The organism is Nocardia sp. CA-084685, from assembly GCF_050955785.1.
In the GTDB taxonomy this organism is placed as follows: Bacteria; Actinomycetota; Actinomycetes; order Mycobacteriales; family Mycobacteriaceae; genus Nocardia.
Window position 1 is genome coordinate 1,254,531 of sequence record NZ_CP192094.1, and the last position, 17,913, is coordinate 1,272,443.

The 17,913-nt window shown below is 66.6% G+C and carries 12 protein-coding genes; 5 read left to right on the plus strand and 7 right to left on the minus strand.

Translation table 11 applies throughout. The features are described from left to right. Window positions 1–31 precede the first annotated feature (31 nt). The 4 genes from ACQP2U_RS05470 to ACQP2U_RS05485 all read left to right on the plus strand — a co-directional run bounded on the left by ACQP2U_RS05470 (window position 32) and on the right by ACQP2U_RS05485 (window position 5,122). On the plus strand, window positions 32–1,435 hold the full coding sequence (locus tag ACQP2U_RS05470; protein WP_433713679.1) for an NAD(P)H-quinone dehydrogenase: 1,404 nt from the start codon (window positions 32–34) through the stop codon (window positions 1,433–1,435). 266 nt (window positions 1,436–1,701) lie between these two features. After that, a complete protein-coding gene (locus ACQP2U_RS05475; protein WP_433713680.1) occupies window positions 1,702–2,727 on the plus strand; it encodes a hypothetical protein in 1,026 nt (341 codons plus the stop codon). Between the two features lie 73 nt (window positions 2,728–2,800). After that, on the plus strand, window positions 2,801–3,844 hold the full coding sequence (locus tag ACQP2U_RS05480) for a hypothetical protein (RefSeq protein ID WP_433713681.1): 1,044 nt from the start codon (window positions 2,801–2,803) through the stop codon (window positions 3,842–3,844). Between the two features lie 75 nt (window positions 3,845–3,919). Beyond that, window positions 3,920–5,122: a PLP-dependent aminotransferase family protein gene (locus tag ACQP2U_RS05485; RefSeq protein WP_433713682.1), complete on the plus strand. Its 1,203-nt coding sequence runs from the start codon at window positions 3,920–3,922 to the stop codon at window positions 5,120–5,122. A 13-nt stretch (window positions 5,123–5,135) separates the two neighbouring features. On the opposite strand, the gene glpK is transcribed toward ACQP2U_RS05485, so the two are convergent. Continuing rightward, on the minus strand, window positions 5,136–6,644 hold the full coding sequence (glpK, locus tag ACQP2U_RS05490) for a glycerol kinase GlpK (RefSeq protein ID WP_433713683.1): 1,509 nt from the start codon (window positions 6,642–6,644) through the stop codon (window positions 5,136–5,138). 288 nt (window positions 6,645–6,932) lie between these two features. Here glpK and ACQP2U_RS05495 point away from each other — a divergent pair, with 288 nt between their 5' ends. Then, window positions 6,933–8,666 carry a glycerol-3-phosphate dehydrogenase/oxidase gene (locus tag ACQP2U_RS05495; protein ID WP_433713684.1) on the plus strand — a complete coding sequence of 578 codons (1,734 nt, stop codon included), beginning with the start codon at window positions 6,933–6,935 and terminating at the stop codon, window positions 8,664–8,666. 26 nt (window positions 8,667–8,692) lie between these two features. Here ACQP2U_RS05495 and ACQP2U_RS05500 read toward each other — a convergent pair whose 3' ends face one another. The 6 genes from ACQP2U_RS05500 to ACQP2U_RS05525 form a co-directional block, all read right to left on the minus strand. Continuing rightward, complete coding sequence (locus ACQP2U_RS05500) at window positions 8,693–9,274, minus strand: TetR/AcrR family transcriptional regulator (RefSeq protein ID WP_397032001.1); 582 nt, start codon at window positions 9,272–9,274, stop codon at window positions 8,693–8,695. 62 nt (window positions 9,275–9,336) lie between these two features. Further along, window positions 9,337–10,701 carry a hydroxysqualene dehydroxylase gene (locus ACQP2U_RS05505; RefSeq protein WP_433716373.1) on the minus strand — a complete coding sequence of 455 codons (1,365 nt, stop codon included), beginning with the start codon at window positions 10,699–10,701 and terminating at the stop codon, window positions 9,337–9,339. Between the two features lie 66 nt (window positions 10,702–10,767). After that, window positions 10,768–11,601 (minus strand): MBL fold metallo-hydrolase, encoded by an 834-nt coding sequence (locus tag ACQP2U_RS05510; protein WP_433713685.1) that lies wholly within the window; start codon window positions 11,599–11,601, stop codon window positions 10,768–10,770. Further along, a complete protein-coding gene (locus tag ACQP2U_RS05515; RefSeq protein ID WP_433713686.1) occupies window positions 11,601–12,167 on the minus strand; it encodes a TetR/AcrR family transcriptional regulator in 567 nt (188 codons plus the stop codon). Before ACQP2U_RS05515 ends, ACQP2U_RS05510 begins: the two co-directional genes overlap by 1 nt. Before the next feature lie 92 nt (window positions 12,168–12,259). Beyond that, window positions 12,260–13,066, minus strand: a complete 807-nt coding sequence (locus tag ACQP2U_RS05520) for a DNA-formamidopyrimidine glycosylase family protein (RefSeq protein ID WP_433713687.1) — start codon at window positions 13,064–13,066, stop codon at window positions 12,260–12,262. A 27-nt stretch (window positions 13,067–13,093) separates the two neighbouring features. Then, window positions 13,094–17,911 (minus strand): ATP-dependent helicase, encoded by a 4,818-nt coding sequence (locus ACQP2U_RS05525; protein WP_433716374.1) that lies wholly within the window; start codon window positions 17,909–17,911, stop codon window positions 13,094–13,096. Window positions 17,912–17,913 lie beyond the last annotated feature (2 nt).

A 17,913-nucleotide genomic window follows, 5' to 3' on the forward strand; every position in this document is an offset into this window, starting at 1 on the left:
TCCCGGTCGAACAGCTCGAGCGGAGGTATCCATGACCCGCATAGCGATCATCGGTGGCGGACCGGCCGGTTACGAAGCGGCATTGGTTGCGGCCCAACACGGGGCCACGGTCACCCTGATCGATAGCGACGGCATCGGTGGGGCGTGCGTCCTGTGGGACTGTGTGCCATCGAAGACCTTCATCGCCTCGACCGGCGTGCGCACCGATCTGCGTCGCGCCCGTGACCTGGGCATTACCCTCGATCCGAGCCAGGCCCAGATCGAACTGGGCGAGGTGAACGCGCGCGTCAAGGCGCTCGCGCTGGCTCAGTCCTCCGATATCCGCTCCAAGGTGCAGGCCGCGGGTGTGACGGTGTTGACGGGACATGGACAGCTCAGCGATCCGGCTGCCGGTCTGGCCGCGCACCGCGTCCGCGCGCTGCTGGCCGATGGCACCGAGGAAGCCATCGAAGCCGAAGTAGTGTTGATCGCCACTGGTGCGAGCCCGCGCGTGTTGCCCGGCGCCGAGCCCGACGGCGAGCGCATCCTGAACTGGCGTCAGCTCTACGACCTGGAGGAACTTCCGGTGACCCTGGTCGTGGTCGGCTCCGGTGTGACCGGTGCCGAATTCGTCTCCGCATATACCGAAATGGGTGTGCGGGTGAAGTTGGTCTCCAGCCGTGACCGGGTGCTGCCGGGCGAGGACGCCGATGCCGCGCTCGTACTCGAGGACGCACTCGCCGAACGCGGTGTCGAACTGGTCAAGCACGCCCGCGCCGATGCGGTGGAGCGCACCGCCGATGGCATCGTGGTCAAGCTGTCCGACGGCCGCACCGTCACGGGTACGCATGCGCTGATGACCGTCGGCTCGATCCCTAATACCAACGAACTCGGTCTGGAGCGGGTCGGGATCGAACTCGACCGCGGCGGCTATCTGCGGGTGGACCGGGTGTCGCGCACCTCGGTACCCGGCATTTACGCCGCGGGCGACTGCACCGGCCTGCTGCCGCTGGCCTCGGTGGCGGCCATGCAGGGCCGCATCGCGATGTATCACGCGCTGGGTGAGGGCGTCAGCCCGATCCGGCTCAAGACGGTCGCCTCGGCCGTATTCACCCGTCCGGAGATCGCGACCGTCGGCGTGAGTCAGACCGCCATCGATAACGGCGAGGTGCCCGCGCGCACGGTGATGCTGCCGTTGAACACCAATCCGCGCGCCAAGATGTCGGGTCTGCGCAGGGGTTTTGTCAAAATCTTCTGTCGGCCCGCGACCGGTGTGGTCATCGGTGGTGTGGTCGTCGCCCCGATCGCCTCGGAGCTCATCTTGCCGATCGCGCTCGCGGTTCAGAACAATCTGACCGTCAACGATCTCGCCCAGACTTTCTCGGTGTACCCGTCGCTCACCGGCTCGGTCACCGAGGCCGCTCGCCTGCTGATGCGTCACGACGACCTGGATTAATCGCCGCCGAATCCCACCGCCCCGAGACTTACTGTCTTGTGGGGATTTTCATCGCGTTGCCAGGCAGCCGCGCATGTGGTTCACTTCCCGCAGAGATGCGATCGGCGGGCGATCGCGAGGGTTCTGTGTGGGGGGATCGATCCTTTCCAGCGGGAACGGCGAACGGCCGCTTGGTCGTTCGCCGGTCCTCGTTCGTGGACCAAGCGTCTCACCAGGGATAACTGCGTGCGACCCACCCGGTCGCACACGGGAAGGGATTGCGAAAAGTGAAACATCGTAAGCCGAGTCGGGCGCAGCGGGCGATGGCGAGCACATCGCTGCCACTCGCCACCGCGGCGGCCGTGGCCACGCTCTTCGCGGCGCCGGCGGGGGCAGTTCCGGATCAGCCGAGTACACCGACCACCCCAGCGCCCGCCGCGCCCGCCGATCCGGGCAGCACCACGCCCACGGATCAGGGCCAGCCGGAGACCACCAAGCCGGATCCGGGTAAGCCGGAGGCCAAGCCGTCGCCGACGCCGAGCCAGCCGGGGGTCACCACGCCGGATCCGAACCAGGTCATGCCGAATCAGCCGAGGGATCCGAAGCTTTCGACGCCGACCCAGCCGGGTGTCACCACTCCGCGCGTCGCGCCGCTGCCGGTTCCGGGTCAGGCCGGACCCGACATCCCCGCCGTGGTGCCGGAGACCGCGCCCGGCGCGGAGGCTCCGAAGCCCGCGCAGCCCGGAACCACCGCACCGGGTGCGAACACCCCTAGCGGTCCGAACGCCCGGACCCCGCAGCAGCCACAGTCCGACACACTGGTGCAGCAGCCGCGCTGGGAGGCTCCGCGCTTCCAGCAGGCGCCGGCCGCGCCGGTCGTCGAGATGGATGGTCCGCACCAGGAGATCGGCGCCAATATCGACGGTGGTTCGCTGGCGCCCGGCTACGTGGCCAATACCCACCACTTCAACAATGCCTCGGGCTACGTCGGCACCATCGGTTACCGCACGCCGACCGGTCAGGGCGAGGCCGGTGTGTCGGTCGAATACATCACCGCCAACAGCGTCAAGGTCACCTCCTACACCGGTGGTGAGGGTCTGGCTGACAACAAGACCGAGGTTGTCATCGACACCACCCAGGTCAACCTGGCCAAGGCGGCTGTCGAGCACTGGATTCGGGAACAGCCGGGCGGCGCGGCTGCCCTCGAGGCCGCCGCACAAGTTAAACTTCCGGTGCCGCCAGGCGAACTGGCTCCGCAAACGGTCAACGTCGCCGGGGTCACCACCCAGTGGGGTGGGTCACTCCAGTACTGACACGAGCTGATTCGACGGGTGGGGCGGTCGTTCTCGACCGCCCCACACGTGTGTCCTGGGGAAAGGATTTGGTGTGGGCTCCGAGGGTGATGGCAGGGACAACGAATCCGACCGCTCCGAGTCGGAATTCGGACCCCCGTTGGATGATTTCGGCCCGCCGGTCTCCGAATTCGGCCCGCCGGTAGGCGAATTCGGTCCGCCGACGGGTGGGCAGGCTCGACCGCAATGGTCGGTGCCCGAGCCTGCCACCGATCATCCCGAGCTGATCTGGCGGCCGGCCGACGAACCGCCGACGGTGCCGCCGCCGCCCCCGCAGTACCGCGCGCCGGATACGACGGTGTTCGGCGATGCGCCGCCACCGCCGCCCCGGCGACCGGAACCGCCGGTCGAACCGGACCCCAACGAGGCCACCGTCCGGCATACGGCGCCTGCCCCGGGCCAGCACGACACCTGGTGGAACAGCCCCACCGAATCCGGAGGGGTGCCGAAGCCGCCGTCCGAGCCGCCCGGCCTGTCCTGGGCCGACGATCCGATCGCCAAGCGTCTCGCGCCGAAGCTGATCTCCGACACCATCACCGCGACCCCGACTCGGCACAGTTCGCGCGGCCGGTGGATCGCGCTCGGTGTGCTGGCCGCGATCGTGGTGGTGCTCGCGCTGGTGGTAACTTTCGTGGCGGTCAGGCGCGACGATAACGGCAGTCCGAAGGCGGCGCCGCCGGCACCGCCGAGCACCTCCGCCGCGCTGAGTTGCCCCGCGAGTAAAGACGGCAAGGTGACCCGCGGCAACGGGCAGGGCGACACCTCGAGCGGCCCGGGTGCGATCCTCGGCTTCCAGTACGAGTTCTACGTCGACCGCAATGGTGAGCGGGCGCGCAGATTCGTCGCGCCGGATGCCGAGAATGTGTCGACGGCCGAGGTCATCCAGCAGGCCATCAATGAACAGATCCCGGTCGGCACCACGCATTGCCTGCGGATTGCCGAGTCGGCCGCGGACACCTTCGAGGTGGATCTGACCGAACATCGCCCCGACGGCACGACCAATGTCTACCGGCAGACCATCATCACGGTGGTCCGGGATGGTAAGACCGGGATCTTCGCCATCCGGGAGCGCATCTGAGCTCTCTATGGTTACCCGGAGCTGGAATTCATCCCATGATAGGGTACGTGGGCTGCTGATTTTCGGAGGTTTTCCATGTCGCCGACCAATCCACCGCTCGCTGCCAAACTGGGCGGATTGAAGAGTTCGGCGATTCGTGACCTACTGAAACTGACGGCGCGCGACGAGGTGATCAGCCTCGCGGGTGGTTTGCCGGATGCGGAGTTGATGCCGAGGGAACGGCTCGCGGCAGCGACCGATGCGGCGCTGCGTGGTTCGGCGGTGTTGCAGTACACCGAGTCGGCCGGGTGGGTTCCGCTGCGCGATGTGCTGCGGCAGCGGGAATCGGTGAAGCTGGGCCGTGCGGTGGGGCTCGACGAGATCTTCGTGACTCATGGTTCGCAGCAGGCACTTTCGCTGCTCGCCGAGGTGCTGCTGGATCCGGGCGCGCTGGTTGTCGTCGAGGATCCGGCGTATGTCGGTGCGCTGCAAGTGTTCCGGGCAGCTGGGGCGCGAATTGTGGCGGTGCCTCTGGATTCCGAGGGCATGCGGCTGGACGTGTTGAAGGAACTGCTCGGCCGCGGTGAACGTCCCGCGATCGTGCACACGGTGAGCAATTTCCACAATCCGGGTGGCGTCACCATGAGTCCGCCGCGTCGTCGTGAGCTGGCCGAACTCGCCGATGCCCACGGTTTCTGGGTGATCGAGGACGATCCGTACGGTGAACTCTGGTTCGACCGGCCCTCGCCCGATCCCGTGGCGACATACTCCCGCAACGTGATTCGGCTTTCCAGTGCCTCGAAGATCCTCGCGCCCGCGCTGCGGGTCGGCTGGATGGTCGCGCAGCAGCGGATCTGTCGCGCGGTCGAATTGCTGAAACAGGGCGCTGATCTGTGCGGTTCGGCGCTGACCCACCAGATCGCCGCCGACCTGCTCACCGACGAAAGCTGGCTGACCGGCCACGTCGACACCGTCCGCACCGCCTACGGTGATCGGGCCAAGGCACTCGTGCACGCCGTGCGCACCCGCTTCGGTGACCGCGTCACCTGCACCGATGCCGCCGGCGGCATGTTCGTATGGGCCGATTTCACCGACGGCACCGATACCGATGAACTGCTGCCCCGAGCCCTGGCGCACGGCGTGGCATTCGTCCCCGGTTCGGCCTTCGCCGTCGATACCGACCACAGCCACTCGATGCGCATGTGCTTCACCACGTTCGACCCGCCGACACTGGAAGCTGCGGTCGACCGGATGGCAAGAGCTGCCGAGCAGTGGAGAGCCACTCCACACAACAACTGATTCGGTCAGCCGGCTAGGCGGGGGAGTCGACCCAGTTGTAGGTGCGCTCCACGGCCTTGTTCCAGGCGGCGAGGTGGGTTTCGCGGTCCGTCGCCGACATCGCGGGCTGCCAGGTCTTATCCGCGGCCCAATTGGCGCGGATGTCATCGGTGCTCTCCCACAGTCCGACGGCGAGTCCGGCCGCATAAGCCGCACCCAGTGCGGTGGTTTCGTTGACGACCGGGCGGACCACCGGCACATCGAGAATGTCGGACTGGAACTGCATGAGCAGATCGTTGCCGACCATGCCGCCGTCGACCTTGAGCGTGGTCAGCTCCAGCCGTAGTTGCTGGGATTCGGCGTCGGCGCGCATCGCATCCATGACCTCACGCGTCTGGAATGCGGTGGACTCCAATACCGCTCGCGCCAGATGCGCCTTGTTGACGAAGCGGGTGAGGCCCGCGATGACGCCGCGGGCATCAGGTCGCCAGCGCGGTGCGAAGAGGCCGGAGAACGCGGGAACGATATAGGCGCCGCCATTGTCCTCGACACTGCGTGCCAGCGGCTCGATCTCATCGGCGGCGGAAATGATGCCGAGATTGTCCCGGAACCATTGCACCAGTGAGCCGGTCACCGCGATGGAGCCCTCTAGGGCGTAGACCGCCGCCTCGCCGCCGAGTCGGTAGCAGACGGTGGTGAGCAGTCCATGCTTGCTGAAGACCGGTGTGGTTCCGGTATTGAGCAGCATGAAATTGCCGGTCCCGTAGGTGTTCTTGGCCTCGCCGGGAGACAGGCAGGCCTGGCCGAAGGTGGCCGCCTGCTGGTCGCCGAGAATGCCCGCGACGGGTATGCCCGCCAATGGACCGGAGCCGATCTCCGCGTAGATCTCCGATGAGCTGCGGATCTCGGGCAGCATCGATTGCGGTACCCCGAACTCGGCGCAGATTCGTGGATCCCATTGCAGCGTACGCAGATCCATCAGCATGGTGCGCGACGCATTGGTCACGTCGGTGATGTGCTGACCGGTCAGCTTCCACAGCACCCAGCTGTCGACGGTTCCGAAACACAGTTCGCCGGACTCGGCCCTGGCTCGCGCGCCCTCGACATTGTCCAGGATCCAGCGCAGTTTCGGACCGGCGAAGTAAGTGGACAGCGGGAGGCCGGTGCGGTCCTGGTAGCGCGTCGCGCCGAATTCGCCGCCCAGTTCGGTGACCAGGCGGTCGGTGCGGGTGTCCTGCCAGACGATCGCGTTATGAATCGGCTTGCCGCTGGCCCGATCCCACACCACCGTCGTCTCGCGCTGATTGGTGACACCGACCGCGTTGATCTGCTCGGCGGAGATCCCCGTACTCCGCAGCGCCTCGCCGAGCACGAATTCGGTATCGCGCCAAATGGTTTCCGGATCGTGCTCCACCCAGCCCGGCCGCGGGAAGATCTGCTCGTGCTCGCGTTGTGCGACACCGACGACGCGGCCCCGCCGGTCGAAGATGATGCACCGACTCGAGGTCGTGCCCTGATCAATGGCGGCCACATAGCGACGCATTCGTGCAGGCTACTAAAACCGGCGTGGCCCGCGGGGAAAACAGCGGAGTGCGCCGCACATCACCTCGCGACCAGCACGGTGCCGGACTAGTGTTGGGTTCGTTACCGGCGAGTAGCGCGGATTATCGGCCGTGGGCGACACGGCTACGGTCCCGATACGGGATCGTCGCCGATTCCTTTAGCCTGTACAACAGAACATCGCCCCCCGACTGAGCAGCTCGATCGTGTGCCCGAAGGACCACAAACGTCGTCTGAACCCCGACGCCGGGGTCGGCTGGAGGAGTCGAGCATGATCAAGAAACCGGAATCGCAGTTCCTCGGCCCCGAGCAGCGCGCGACGGCGTGGGAGCGCTTCGGTAAGGATCATTTCGACGTGGTCGTCGTGGGTGGCGGCGTGGTCGGCTCGGGTATCGCGCTCGACGCGGCCACGCGCGGTCTGAAGGTCGCGCTGGTCGAGGCGCGCGATCTCGCCTCAGGCACGTCCAGCCGCTCCTCGAAGATGTTCCACGGCGGGCTGCGCTATCTGGAACAACTGGAATTCGGGCTGGTGCGCGAGGCGCTGCGGGAACGCGAACTCGCACTCGCTCGGCTCGCACCGCATCTGGTGAAGCCGCTGCGATTCCTCTACCCGCTTACCCGCCGCGGCTGGGAACGTCCGTATGTGGCCGCCGGACTGATGCTCTACGACACCATGGGCGGCGCGAAATCCGTTCCCGGCCAACATCATCTAACCCGGCACGGCGCACTTCGGCTCGCGCCGGGTTTGCGCCCCGACGCGCTGATCGGCGGCGTCAGCTACTACGACACGGTCGTCGACGATGCCCGCCACACCATGACCGTCGCCCGCACCGCCGCGCACTACGGCGCGGTTATCCGCACCTCCACCCAGGTCGTCGGCTTTCTGCGCGAGGCGGATCGGGTCGTCGGGGTGAAGGTGCGCGACAGCGAGGACGGCCGCACCGGGGAGATCCGCGGGCATGTGGTGATCAATGCGACCGGTGTGTGGACCGATGAGATCCAAGCACTCTCACACAATCGCGGCCGCTTCCATGTGCGTGCGTCCAAGGGAGTGCACATCGTGGTGCCGCGCGACCGCATTGTCAGCGATGCCGCGATCATCCTGCGTACCGCGACCTCGGTGCTATTCGTCATCCCGTGGGGCGCGCACTGGATCATCGGCACCACCGATACCGAGTGGAATCTGGATCTCGCCCATCCGGCGGCGACCAAGGCCGATATCGAATATCTGTTGGACCGGGTCAACCAGGTGCTGGTCACCCCGCTCACCCCTGCGGATATCGACGGTGTCTATGCCGGTCTGCGGCCGTTGCTTGCGGGAGAAAGCGATTCGACGTCCAAACTGTCGCGCGAACATGCCGTCGCCCGGGTCGCGCCGGGGCTTGTCGGCATCGCGGGCGGCAAGTACACCACCTACCGGGTGATGGCCTATGACGCGGTCGACGAAGCGGCACAGGATATTCCGGCGCGTGTTTCGCCGTCCATCACCGAGAAGGTTCCACTGCTCGGTGCCGACGGCTACTTCGCGCTGATCAATCAGACGGTGCACCTAGCCGAGGCCTATGGTGTGCATCCGTACCGGGTCAAGCATCTGCTCGATCGCTATGGTTCGCTCATCGACGAGGTCGTGGCCATGGCCGACGGTAAACCCGAACTGCTGCAACCGATTATGGATGCGCCGTCCTATCTGCAGGTGGAGGCGGTCTATGCGGCCGCAGCGGAGGGCGCGCTGCATCTGGACGATATTCTGGCGCGCCGGACCAGGATTTCCATCGAATACTCGCACCGCGGCGCGAATTGCGCCGAACAGGTCGCCCGTCTGGTCGCTCCGATACTCGGCTGGGACGACGACGAAATCGACCGGGAGGTGAGCACTTACCAGGCCCGTGTCGATGCGGAGATTCGCTCGCAGACCCAGCCCGACGACCCATCCGCCGATGCCCTTCGTATCGCGGCCCCCGAACCGCGCCCGCAGATCCTGGAACCTGTCCCGTTGGACAGCTGAGGCTGTGATGACACCGAAACGGCTGTTCAGTGCTCCTTTTTCGGGGTTTCGACATGGGTGGCCCATGCCATGAGCGACCGAATGTAGCGCAGTACCAATTCATCCGGATACCGCTGCGGATCGGCCAGATGCAGCCGGGCCAGTTCCTCCAACGCCGCGAGCATGATTCGCTCGGTCGCGCCATCCGGATCGACGGTGACTCCGGCATGGCGCGACAGATGCCGCGCGCCGATCGCCCGCGCATAGGCCCGGCCGAGTTCGAGCCGGTCGCGCAGATCCGGCGGTCCACCGTCCGGTGGGCTGAGGATGATCCGCCAACTGGTCGGGGCGGCATGCAGATAGGCGAGAATGCCGCGGCCGATCCGATCCGCGTCGTCATCGGTGTCGGACCAGTCGAGAGTGCCGATACCGGCCAGTGCGGTGGCCGATTCGCGATCCACCAGTGCGGTCATCAGTCCGGACAGATCGGTGAATTGCTGATACACCAATGCGCGTGCGACCTCGCCTTCGCGTGCTACCCGGTCGATACTCACCGCGCCGAAGCCGTCGACGGCGACGATGTCGCGCGCCACATCGAGTAGCTGTTCGCGCCGGTCGGCCGCGGACATGCGGCGCTTGGGTGTGGGACAGGGCTTGGCAGTGGGCTGCTCAGACGTCGAGCGCTCCGTGGTCACGGCAATGACGGTAGCGCAAGTAGCAGGTCCACCGCCTTGGCAGCGCTCTGCACCGCGCTCTCCATGGTGGCCGACCAGTCCGTCGCGGTCCAGTCACCGGCCAGTACCAGCGTCGGCACCGAGGTGCGCTGCTCCGGGCGCAGCCCGTGCGTGCCGACCACCTGTGAGAAGGTCGCTTTCGGCATCCGAACGACATGTCCTTGAACGATTTTCGCGTTCTCGGCGGCCGGGTAGTAGCGACGCAGCAGCCGCATTTGTTCGTCGATGATCTGCTCGTTGGTCTTGTGGATCTGCTCGTACGCGCCGCTGGTGGTCAGGCAGTACAGCCAGGTCTGGTCGGTGCTGCGTCCGGTCATCCGCTGTCGGTCGAAGACCTCATCGATAACGCCTGCACCGCCGATCAGCGCCTCGAATTCGGCCTCGGTGCCGAGCGGGCGGTCCAGGTACAGGTTGGTGCTGACGATCGGTGTAGCACCCAATTTGTCGGCGGCGGAGTAGATTTCGGCATGTTCGGGCAAATCGTCGAGCAGTCCGCCGATATTCGAATTCGGTACCGCGCAGACGACGGCATCGGCCGCAACGACCGAGCCGTCCGCGAGCGTCACCCCGGTCACCGCGCCGTTGTCGATATTGATGCGGCGAGCTACCGCGCGATGGCGGACCTCGACACCGTATTTCTCGAAAACCCTGTGGGCTCCGGTGATATAGAGCGTATCGAGGTCGGTGGTCGGGTATCCGATGGTGACCGCTCGGCGGTGTTTGATCCCGAGCCGGATGCCGGTGGCCAACAAATCGGCGAGAATCTTGGCTGATTCCTGCTGCACGGGTTCGGCCGCGAGACCTAGAGCGAGCCAGTCCCACAACGCTTCTCGCGCGGGAGCCGGCATACCGACCCGGTTGAACCACTGTTCGGTGCTTAGGTCAGCGAGATCGGCGGGCTGGCGCAGGCTCTGCCAGCCCAGGCGCACCGTGGCGCGAGCGGCGCGCAGCCGATCGAGCAGGCTCGCGTCGGGATGTGCGCCGAACAGGGTGCGCCAAGCGCCCCAGCCCTTGGTCACTATGGAGGTGCTGCGTCCGCCCGGCCAGCGCAGCGTGCCGCCCTGCGGAAAGGCGATGTGGTCGCGGGTGTCGACGCTGGTCAGATAACGGAACAGGTGGTCGTAACCGCTGGCGATCACATGCTGGCCGTTATCGGGAAGATCGTGGGCCGCATCGACTTTCATCGCATGGGTCCGGCCGCCGAGTCGGCCGCGGCGTTCCAGCAGCGTCACCTGCTTACCCGCCTCGGCCAACCAGACCGCGGACGCGAGCCCGGCCAGTCCGCCCCCGATGACCACGTACCGCCGCGGATCGTTCACGATGCACTCCCTATATTAACTTACATTTCGCAAGTTAACTGTGAGTGCTTGGGGTGTCAAGGGTTTGGGTTAAACGCCGACCTGCTCCATGGCATGGAATTCGATCGAGCTGTGCGCGGAGAACACGGTGACCTGGTCGCCGTGGTCGCGCACCAGCTCGCGCAGCCGTCGCTGATTCTCGATGCGGGCGGCCGGAAGTGTCTGCATATTCTTCTCGAATATGGCTGTTCCCAGCGGTTGCCGCGGACGAACCGGGTCGAGAACGCCGGGGTGGAAGTAGGAGTCGCCCGCGGACAGCAGCCAGCCGTTTCCGGTATCGACGGCCACGCCCGCATGACCGCGGGTATGTCCGGCGAGCGGGATGATCAGGATTTCCGGTGGCAGGCCGGTCAATTCGCGCACCGCGTCGAAGCCGAACCAGCTGTCACCGGTATCCGCGTACGACTCCCACTGGGGACCGTGTCGGAATTGGGGGTCCTTGTAGCGCAAGCGCTCTTCACGCGTATGTCCGCCCTGGAGGGCGCGCAGTTCCTCGGCGTATACGTGCACGCGTGCGTGCGGGAAGTCAGCGAGTCCGCCCGCATGGTCGAGATCGAGATGGGTCAGCACGATGTCGCGGACGTCCTCGCGTCGGTAGCCCAGTGCCTCGATCTGGCGGACCGCGGTCTGTGCGAGATCGAGCACCGGATTGGTGAGGCGGAGGAAGCGGCGGCCGAGCCATTCCTCGGGCCGATGCACCGCCTGCTCGCCGACGCCGGTCTCCACCAGGACGAGTCCGGAGTCGAGTTCGAGAAGCAGGCAGTGGCAGACCATTTCGGCGCGGCGGAAAATGCTGCCGGTGCCGTCGATGAGTCGGCCGCCGAATGGGCGCATGGTGCCGCAATTGAGGTGGTGCACGCGCATCAGGAAAGCTCCCGTTCGAAGGTGGTACGCAGATGGGCGGCGACCGCGCGCAGCGGCGCGACATCGCGTGTGGTCTTGGCGAGCATGAGGGCGCCCTCGATCGTGGCGAGGGCGACGGTCGACAGCTCGGTGGCGCGCTCTTGGTCGATTCCCTTGTCTCGCAGGTACGTTTCGATCGACTCGCGCCAGGATTCGAAACCGGTGACGCAGGCCTGCCTGATCGTTTCGCTCTCGCGGCCCGCGTCGAGTGCGATGGTCGCGATCGGGCAGCCGCGTTCGAAATCGGACTCGACGAGCAGCGCGGTGAGGACGTCGAAGACGGTGGCGATATCGCCGTCATCGGCGAGGATCGCGTCGAGTTGGTCGCGCAGTTGCCTGCTCGATTGGGCAAGAGCTTCGGCGGCGAGTTGTTCCTTCCCGCCTGGGAAGTGGAAGTAGAGCGAGCCCTTGGGTGCGCCGCCCGCGCTGACGAGTTGGTTCAGTCCGGTGGCGTGATAGCCCTGGGTATGGAAGAGGTCGGCCGCGGCGTCGATGAAGCGTTGGCGGGAGTCGGTGCGAGGTGCCACGTCTTCACGGTACGCGAATTATGACGACCGGTCTAGTTAGTTGAGGGATATCCAGATGGTTGGCGGACTCGGGGAGTTACCTTCGGTGTGGATCAGACGGGTTCGGGTTGGCAGCGCGGGCAGAAGTAGATGCCGCGTTCGCGCTGGGTGATGCGATCGGACTGCGGGTTTCGGGCCGCTCGGCCGGGTGTGAGTTCGGTCTCGCCGAGTAGATGGACGACCATGCGGGTGCCGCAGCGCTGGCAGGGGCGGCGGGCGCGGCCATAGGCCAGTGGCCGCCACGGTGGTTCGGTGGCGGCCTTGGTGAGTACGCGATGGGCCTCGTGCACGAGGGCGAGCAGGTCGGGGACATCGCCGACCGGTGTGGCCGGATGGACGCGGCGCAGAAAGCAGATTTCGCTGCGGAAGATATTGCCGATACCGGCCAGATTGCGCTGGTCGAGTAGGGCGAGTCCGATCGGTTGGGCCGGATGCCGTGCCAGCCGTCGCACCGCCTCGGTCACATCCCAGTTCGCGCCGAGCAGGTCCGGCCCGAGATGGTCGGTGGCGGTGTGCTCGTCCGCACGTCGCAGCACCTCGACAGTGCCGAGCGAAAACCCCACCGCCTCGGTGTCATCGGTGCCGAGCACCAGCCGGGCGGTCACGGGCGGTCGCGTCCACCGTTCACCGGCGCAGTAGGTCCGCCATTCGCCCTCCATTTTCAAATGCGTGTGGACACTGACCTCGTCGGTGCGGACGAACAGATGCTTGCCATAGCTGGCGACCCCCTCGACCCGCTGCCCGACCAAATCGACCGTCGCATAGCGCGGCACCCGGAAATCGCTGCGGATCAGCGTCTTTCCCCCCAGCGCGAGCCGCAGCCTGGCCGCGGTGAGGAATACGGTGTCGCCTTCAGGCATGGCGCGAGTATGGACCGAGTCGATGCTTCACGGCTTGCTGCGGAGTCGGAGACCGCGTGGGGTCGCGGAGAATCCGGCCTCGGTGAGGAAACCGGCGAAGGTATTGCCGTGCACGGTTTCTCCGTCGACTCGATCGATGACCAGTGAGTCGACGCGGCGGTCGCGCACCAGATCGGCCAGGGCGGTGGCCGCGGCTTGGCGGACGTTCGGATCCTCGGTGAAGGTGAGCAGGGTTTTGCCGCCGCGCTCCAGATACAGTGTGAGTTCGCCGTCGACGAGCACGACGATCGCACCGGCCTTGCGTCCGGGACGGTGGCCTGCGCCCTCGGATGGTCCCTTCGGCCAAGGCAGTGCCGCGCCATAGGGGTTTGCGGGATCGCTTGCCGCCAAGGCGAATGCGGTGCTCCGGCGTTGTCCGCCGGTGCCGGGGCGGGCGCGTTCGGTGTCGAAGGAGCGCAGTCGGTCCACCACATCGGTGGTGGAGAACTGTGCGCCGCCCAGCGAGTCGATGAAATAGCCGCGGCGGCAACGGCCGCGATCCTCGAATTCGGTGAGCACGCGATACATGAGTGCGAATCCGCCGGGCACGCCCTCGTTCTGCACTGAGCCGCGGGTCAGCACGCCATACCGCTCCAGCAGGGTGTCCGCCGTTGCGTGGGCGCGCAAGGTGTTGTCGGCTACTCGCTCCGGCAGCAGGGACCAGCGGCCTGCGACGGCGGGCGGTCCGGATCTGGTTGGCATACTCGGTCGTGGGAGGTAGGCCCGTCCGCGTGGCGCGCGCCGGGGTGTGCGATGGGCGGTTGTGGTCCGTGCCGTGCCCGAGAGCAGGGCGCGGACCGGGGCGAAGGTGTCACCGGAGACCACGCCTGCCCACACGAGCTCCCACAGGGCGCTCGCGACGCGAGTGTCGTCGAGGAGTCCGGTGGCATCGGAAAGCTGACGGAAGAAGTACGCGCCGCCACCGTGCAAGACCGGGGGGAGTCGCATCGGCGAACCGCCGCGGGGTGCTGAGCGGTTGGCCGAGACACCTCGGGTCGCCGAAACATCGTGCCCGGCATCATCATCCAGCGAGACGACCTGGTCGGGTCCTGTGGGCGGTTCCTCCGTATCGGCATCGATGGGAGTCCATGGTGCGATCGATGCGCCCAACGCATCGAGTAGGCGCAGATGCACCTCGGACAGCTCGATCTCGTCGGCGGGCGTCAGCGTGAACGGCGCCTGATCGGCCAGGTGCAGCGCAATCCAGCCGTCCTTGGCGGTGATGGCGCCGTGCCCGGACCAAATGACCTCACCGGTGGCCATCAACTCGTCCAACATCGCCGGGGAGTAATCGCGCACCCGCGCGGGCAATACCAGCGATTCCCATGCGGAAGCGGGAATCGGCACTCCAGCAAGCTGTTCCACCACCGCCGCGACACCGTCGACTCCGCGCAGCTCACCGGTGCCGATGTGTTGCCAGGACGGCAGGAATCGGCCGAAGGCGGCGATCGCGACCGGTTCGACCTCGTGCCGGGCGGCCGCGAGCGATCGGCGGCGCAATCGGCGCAACACCTGGCTGTCACACCATTCCGAACCGCTGGCCGCGGGCGTGAATTCGCCCTCTACCACACGCTTTTCCGCGACCAGTCGATGCAGTGCCGTCGCGGCGACCGCGGTGCCGAGTCCGAAGCGGGCGGCCACGGCCTCGGTGGTGAACGGTCCGTGCGTGCGGGCATAGCGCCCGACCAGGTCTCCGAGCGGGTCGGCGACCGGTTCGATGAATGCGGCCGGGGTGCCGATGGGCAGCGGTACGCCTAGCGCGTCGCGCAGGCGCGCGGCATCCTCCACCGCGACACACCAGGTCCGTCCGGCGAACGTGACCTCTAGTGCGCGCTTCGATTTCACCAAGGCGGCGAACCATTCCGCCGGACTGCCGGTTGGCGCTGCATCGTCGAGTTGAACGCCGACGCACCGCTGCTCGGCTTCCTCGGCGGTAAGCGGTCCGAGTAGCCGCAATAGATCGGCCAGCCCCTCCGCATCCCGCGCCAGTCGTTCGGGTGTGAGCCGCTGCAATTCCCGCTCGGTCTGCTCGATGACGGTGGCGTCCAATAGCTCCCGCAGTTCCACTCGCCCGAGCAGTTCGGCGAGCAGGCCAGAATCGAGCGACAGCGCGGCTGCCCGACGTTCGGCCAGCGGACTGTCCCCGTCGTACATGAACTGCCCGATGTAGTCGAACAGCAGCGAATTGGCGAACGGCGACGGCGTCGCGGTCTCCACCTCGACCAACCGCACTTGGCGCCGCGCCACCCGTCCTAGTAGATCCCGCAGCGACGGCAGATCGTAAACGTCGCGCAGACATTCGCGCACCGTCTCCAACAGGATCGGAAACTCGGGAAACTTCCGTGCCACATCGAGTAATTGCGCCGACCGCTGCCGCTGCTGCCACAGCGGCGCACGCTTACCCGGATCGCGTCGGGGCAGCAGCAGCGCCCGCGCCGCGCATTCCCGGAATCGCGATGCGAACAGCGCCGATCCGCCGACCTGCTCGGTGACGATATCGTCGATCTCATCGGGCTCGAATACGAACAGTTCGGCTCCGGGCGGATCGTCGGTGGTATCGGGCAGTCGCACCACAATTCCGTCATCGGAGGCCTTCGGCGCGACGTCCACGCCGAACCGCTCCCGCAGCCGCGCACCGATCGCCAATGCCCACGGCGCATGCACCGGCAGGCCGTACGGCGAATGCAGTACCAGTCGCCAATCGCCGAGTTCGTCGCGGAAGCGTTCGACGATCATGGTCTTGTCGGTGGGCAACTGCCCGGTGGCAGTGCGTTGTTCATCGAGCAGGGTGACCAGATTCGCGGTGGCATTCTCGTCGAGGCCCGCATCACGTAGGAGTGCCGCGACTGCCGGATCCGCCGGTGAGTTCTTCTTGGGGTCGTCCGAATCCTTCGACGAGTGCGCACCGGCCTTGCGAATGAATTCGCCGAGTGCGGCACCGAGTTCGGCCGGCCGCCCGAGTCCGTCACCATGCCAGAACGGCAACCGCCCCGGCTGCCCGAACGCGGGCGTGACCAGCACCCGGTCGAACGTGATCTCCTCGATGCGCCAACTGGTCGCGCCGAGGGCGAATACATCGCCGACCCGCGACTCGTAGACCATTTCCTCATCGAGTTCGCCCACCCGAGAGGCCTTTTCACCGACCATGTACACCGCGAACAGGCCTCGGTCGGGGATCGCGCCACCCGAGGTTACGGCCAGTCGTTGTGCGCCGGGCCGACCGGTGAGGGTGCCCGCGTCGCGGTCCCATACGAGCCTGGGCCGCAATTCGGCGAACTCGTCCGACGGATATCGACCGGCGAGCAGATCGAGTACCGATTCGTACGCCGACCTGGGCAGCGAGGCGTAATTACCGGTGCCGCGCACGGTTTCGAACCAGGCGTCGACATCGATGGGTTCGAGCGCGCAGGCCGCGACGGTCTGCTGGGCCAGGATATCCAAGGGGTGCGCGGGAACTTGCAGTGCCTCGATCTGCCCAGCCGTCATCCGCTGTGCGGCGACCGCGCAGTGGATGACATCGGTGCGATGCTTGGGGAAGAGCACTCCGCGGGAAATCTCTCCGACCTGGTGCCCGGCCCGCCCGACCCGCTGCAGCCCACTGGCCACCGAGGGCGGTGCCTCCACCTGCACCACCAAATCGACCGCGCCCATATCGATTCCCAGTTCGAGACTGCTGGTAGCCACCACGCAGCGCAGCCGTCCGCTCTTGAGATCGTCTTCGATCAGCGCCCGCTGTTCTTTGCTCACCGACCCGTGGTGCGCCCGGGCCAGCAGCGGATCGGCGCCGTGGCTCACTTGGGTGGGTGCACCGAGTTGCGCGGGTGGCTTGTGTCCGTCGCGCGCGTAAGGCCCGGAGGAGGCAGCTCGCGTACCCACGGAGGGCCCCGCGCTGGGCGTATCAGACGCGTTCTCGACGGACTCGCCCAGCCGCGCCGCATAGGCCTCATTGAGCCGCGCGGTCAGCCGCTCGGCCAACCTGCGCGAATTCGCGAAGACGATCGAAGACCGGTGGTCCAGCACCAGATCCACGATCGCCTCGTCCACATGCGGCCAGATCGATCCGGGCTGATCGGAATCGCCCGGTTCGGTCATATCCGCGATCGGTACGCGCACCGACAGATCGAAGGTCTTGGGGGCGGGCGGCGAAACGATGGTGATCGCGGCATTGCCAACCAGGAACCGCCCGACCTCCTCGGGCGGGCGTACCGTCGCCGAGAGGCCGATCCGCTGCGCGGGCCGCTCGGTGAGCAGATCCAACCGGGCCAGCGACAGCGCCAGATGCGCACCGCGTTTACCGCCCGCGATGGCGTGCACCTCGTCCACGATCACTGTGCCGACATTGCTCAGCGTCTCTCTGGCCGCCGAGGTGAGCATCAGGAACAGCGATTCGGGCGTGGTGATCAGAATGTCGGGTGGCGTGCGCTGCATCGATCGCCGGTCCGCCGCACTGGTATCGCCGGAACGAACACCGACGGTGATCGTCGGCGGGTCCAGGCCGAGCCGCTTGGCGGTCTGGGTGACTCCGACAAGCGGGGCGCGCAAATTCCGTTCGACGTCCACCGCCAATGCCTTGAGCGGTGACACATACAGCACCGAGGTGCCAACCTTGCCCGCGGGCTCGGGCCGAGTCGCGAGTTGATCAATGGCCCACAGAAAGGCCGACAGCGTCTTACCCGAACCGGTCGGCGCGACGACCAATGTGTGCTCACCTGCGGCAATGGCCTTCCATGCACCCAGCTGAGCGGATGTCGGCGCGGGAAAAGCGCCGTCGAACCACTCTTGGGTCGCGGTGGAGAACTGGGCCATGG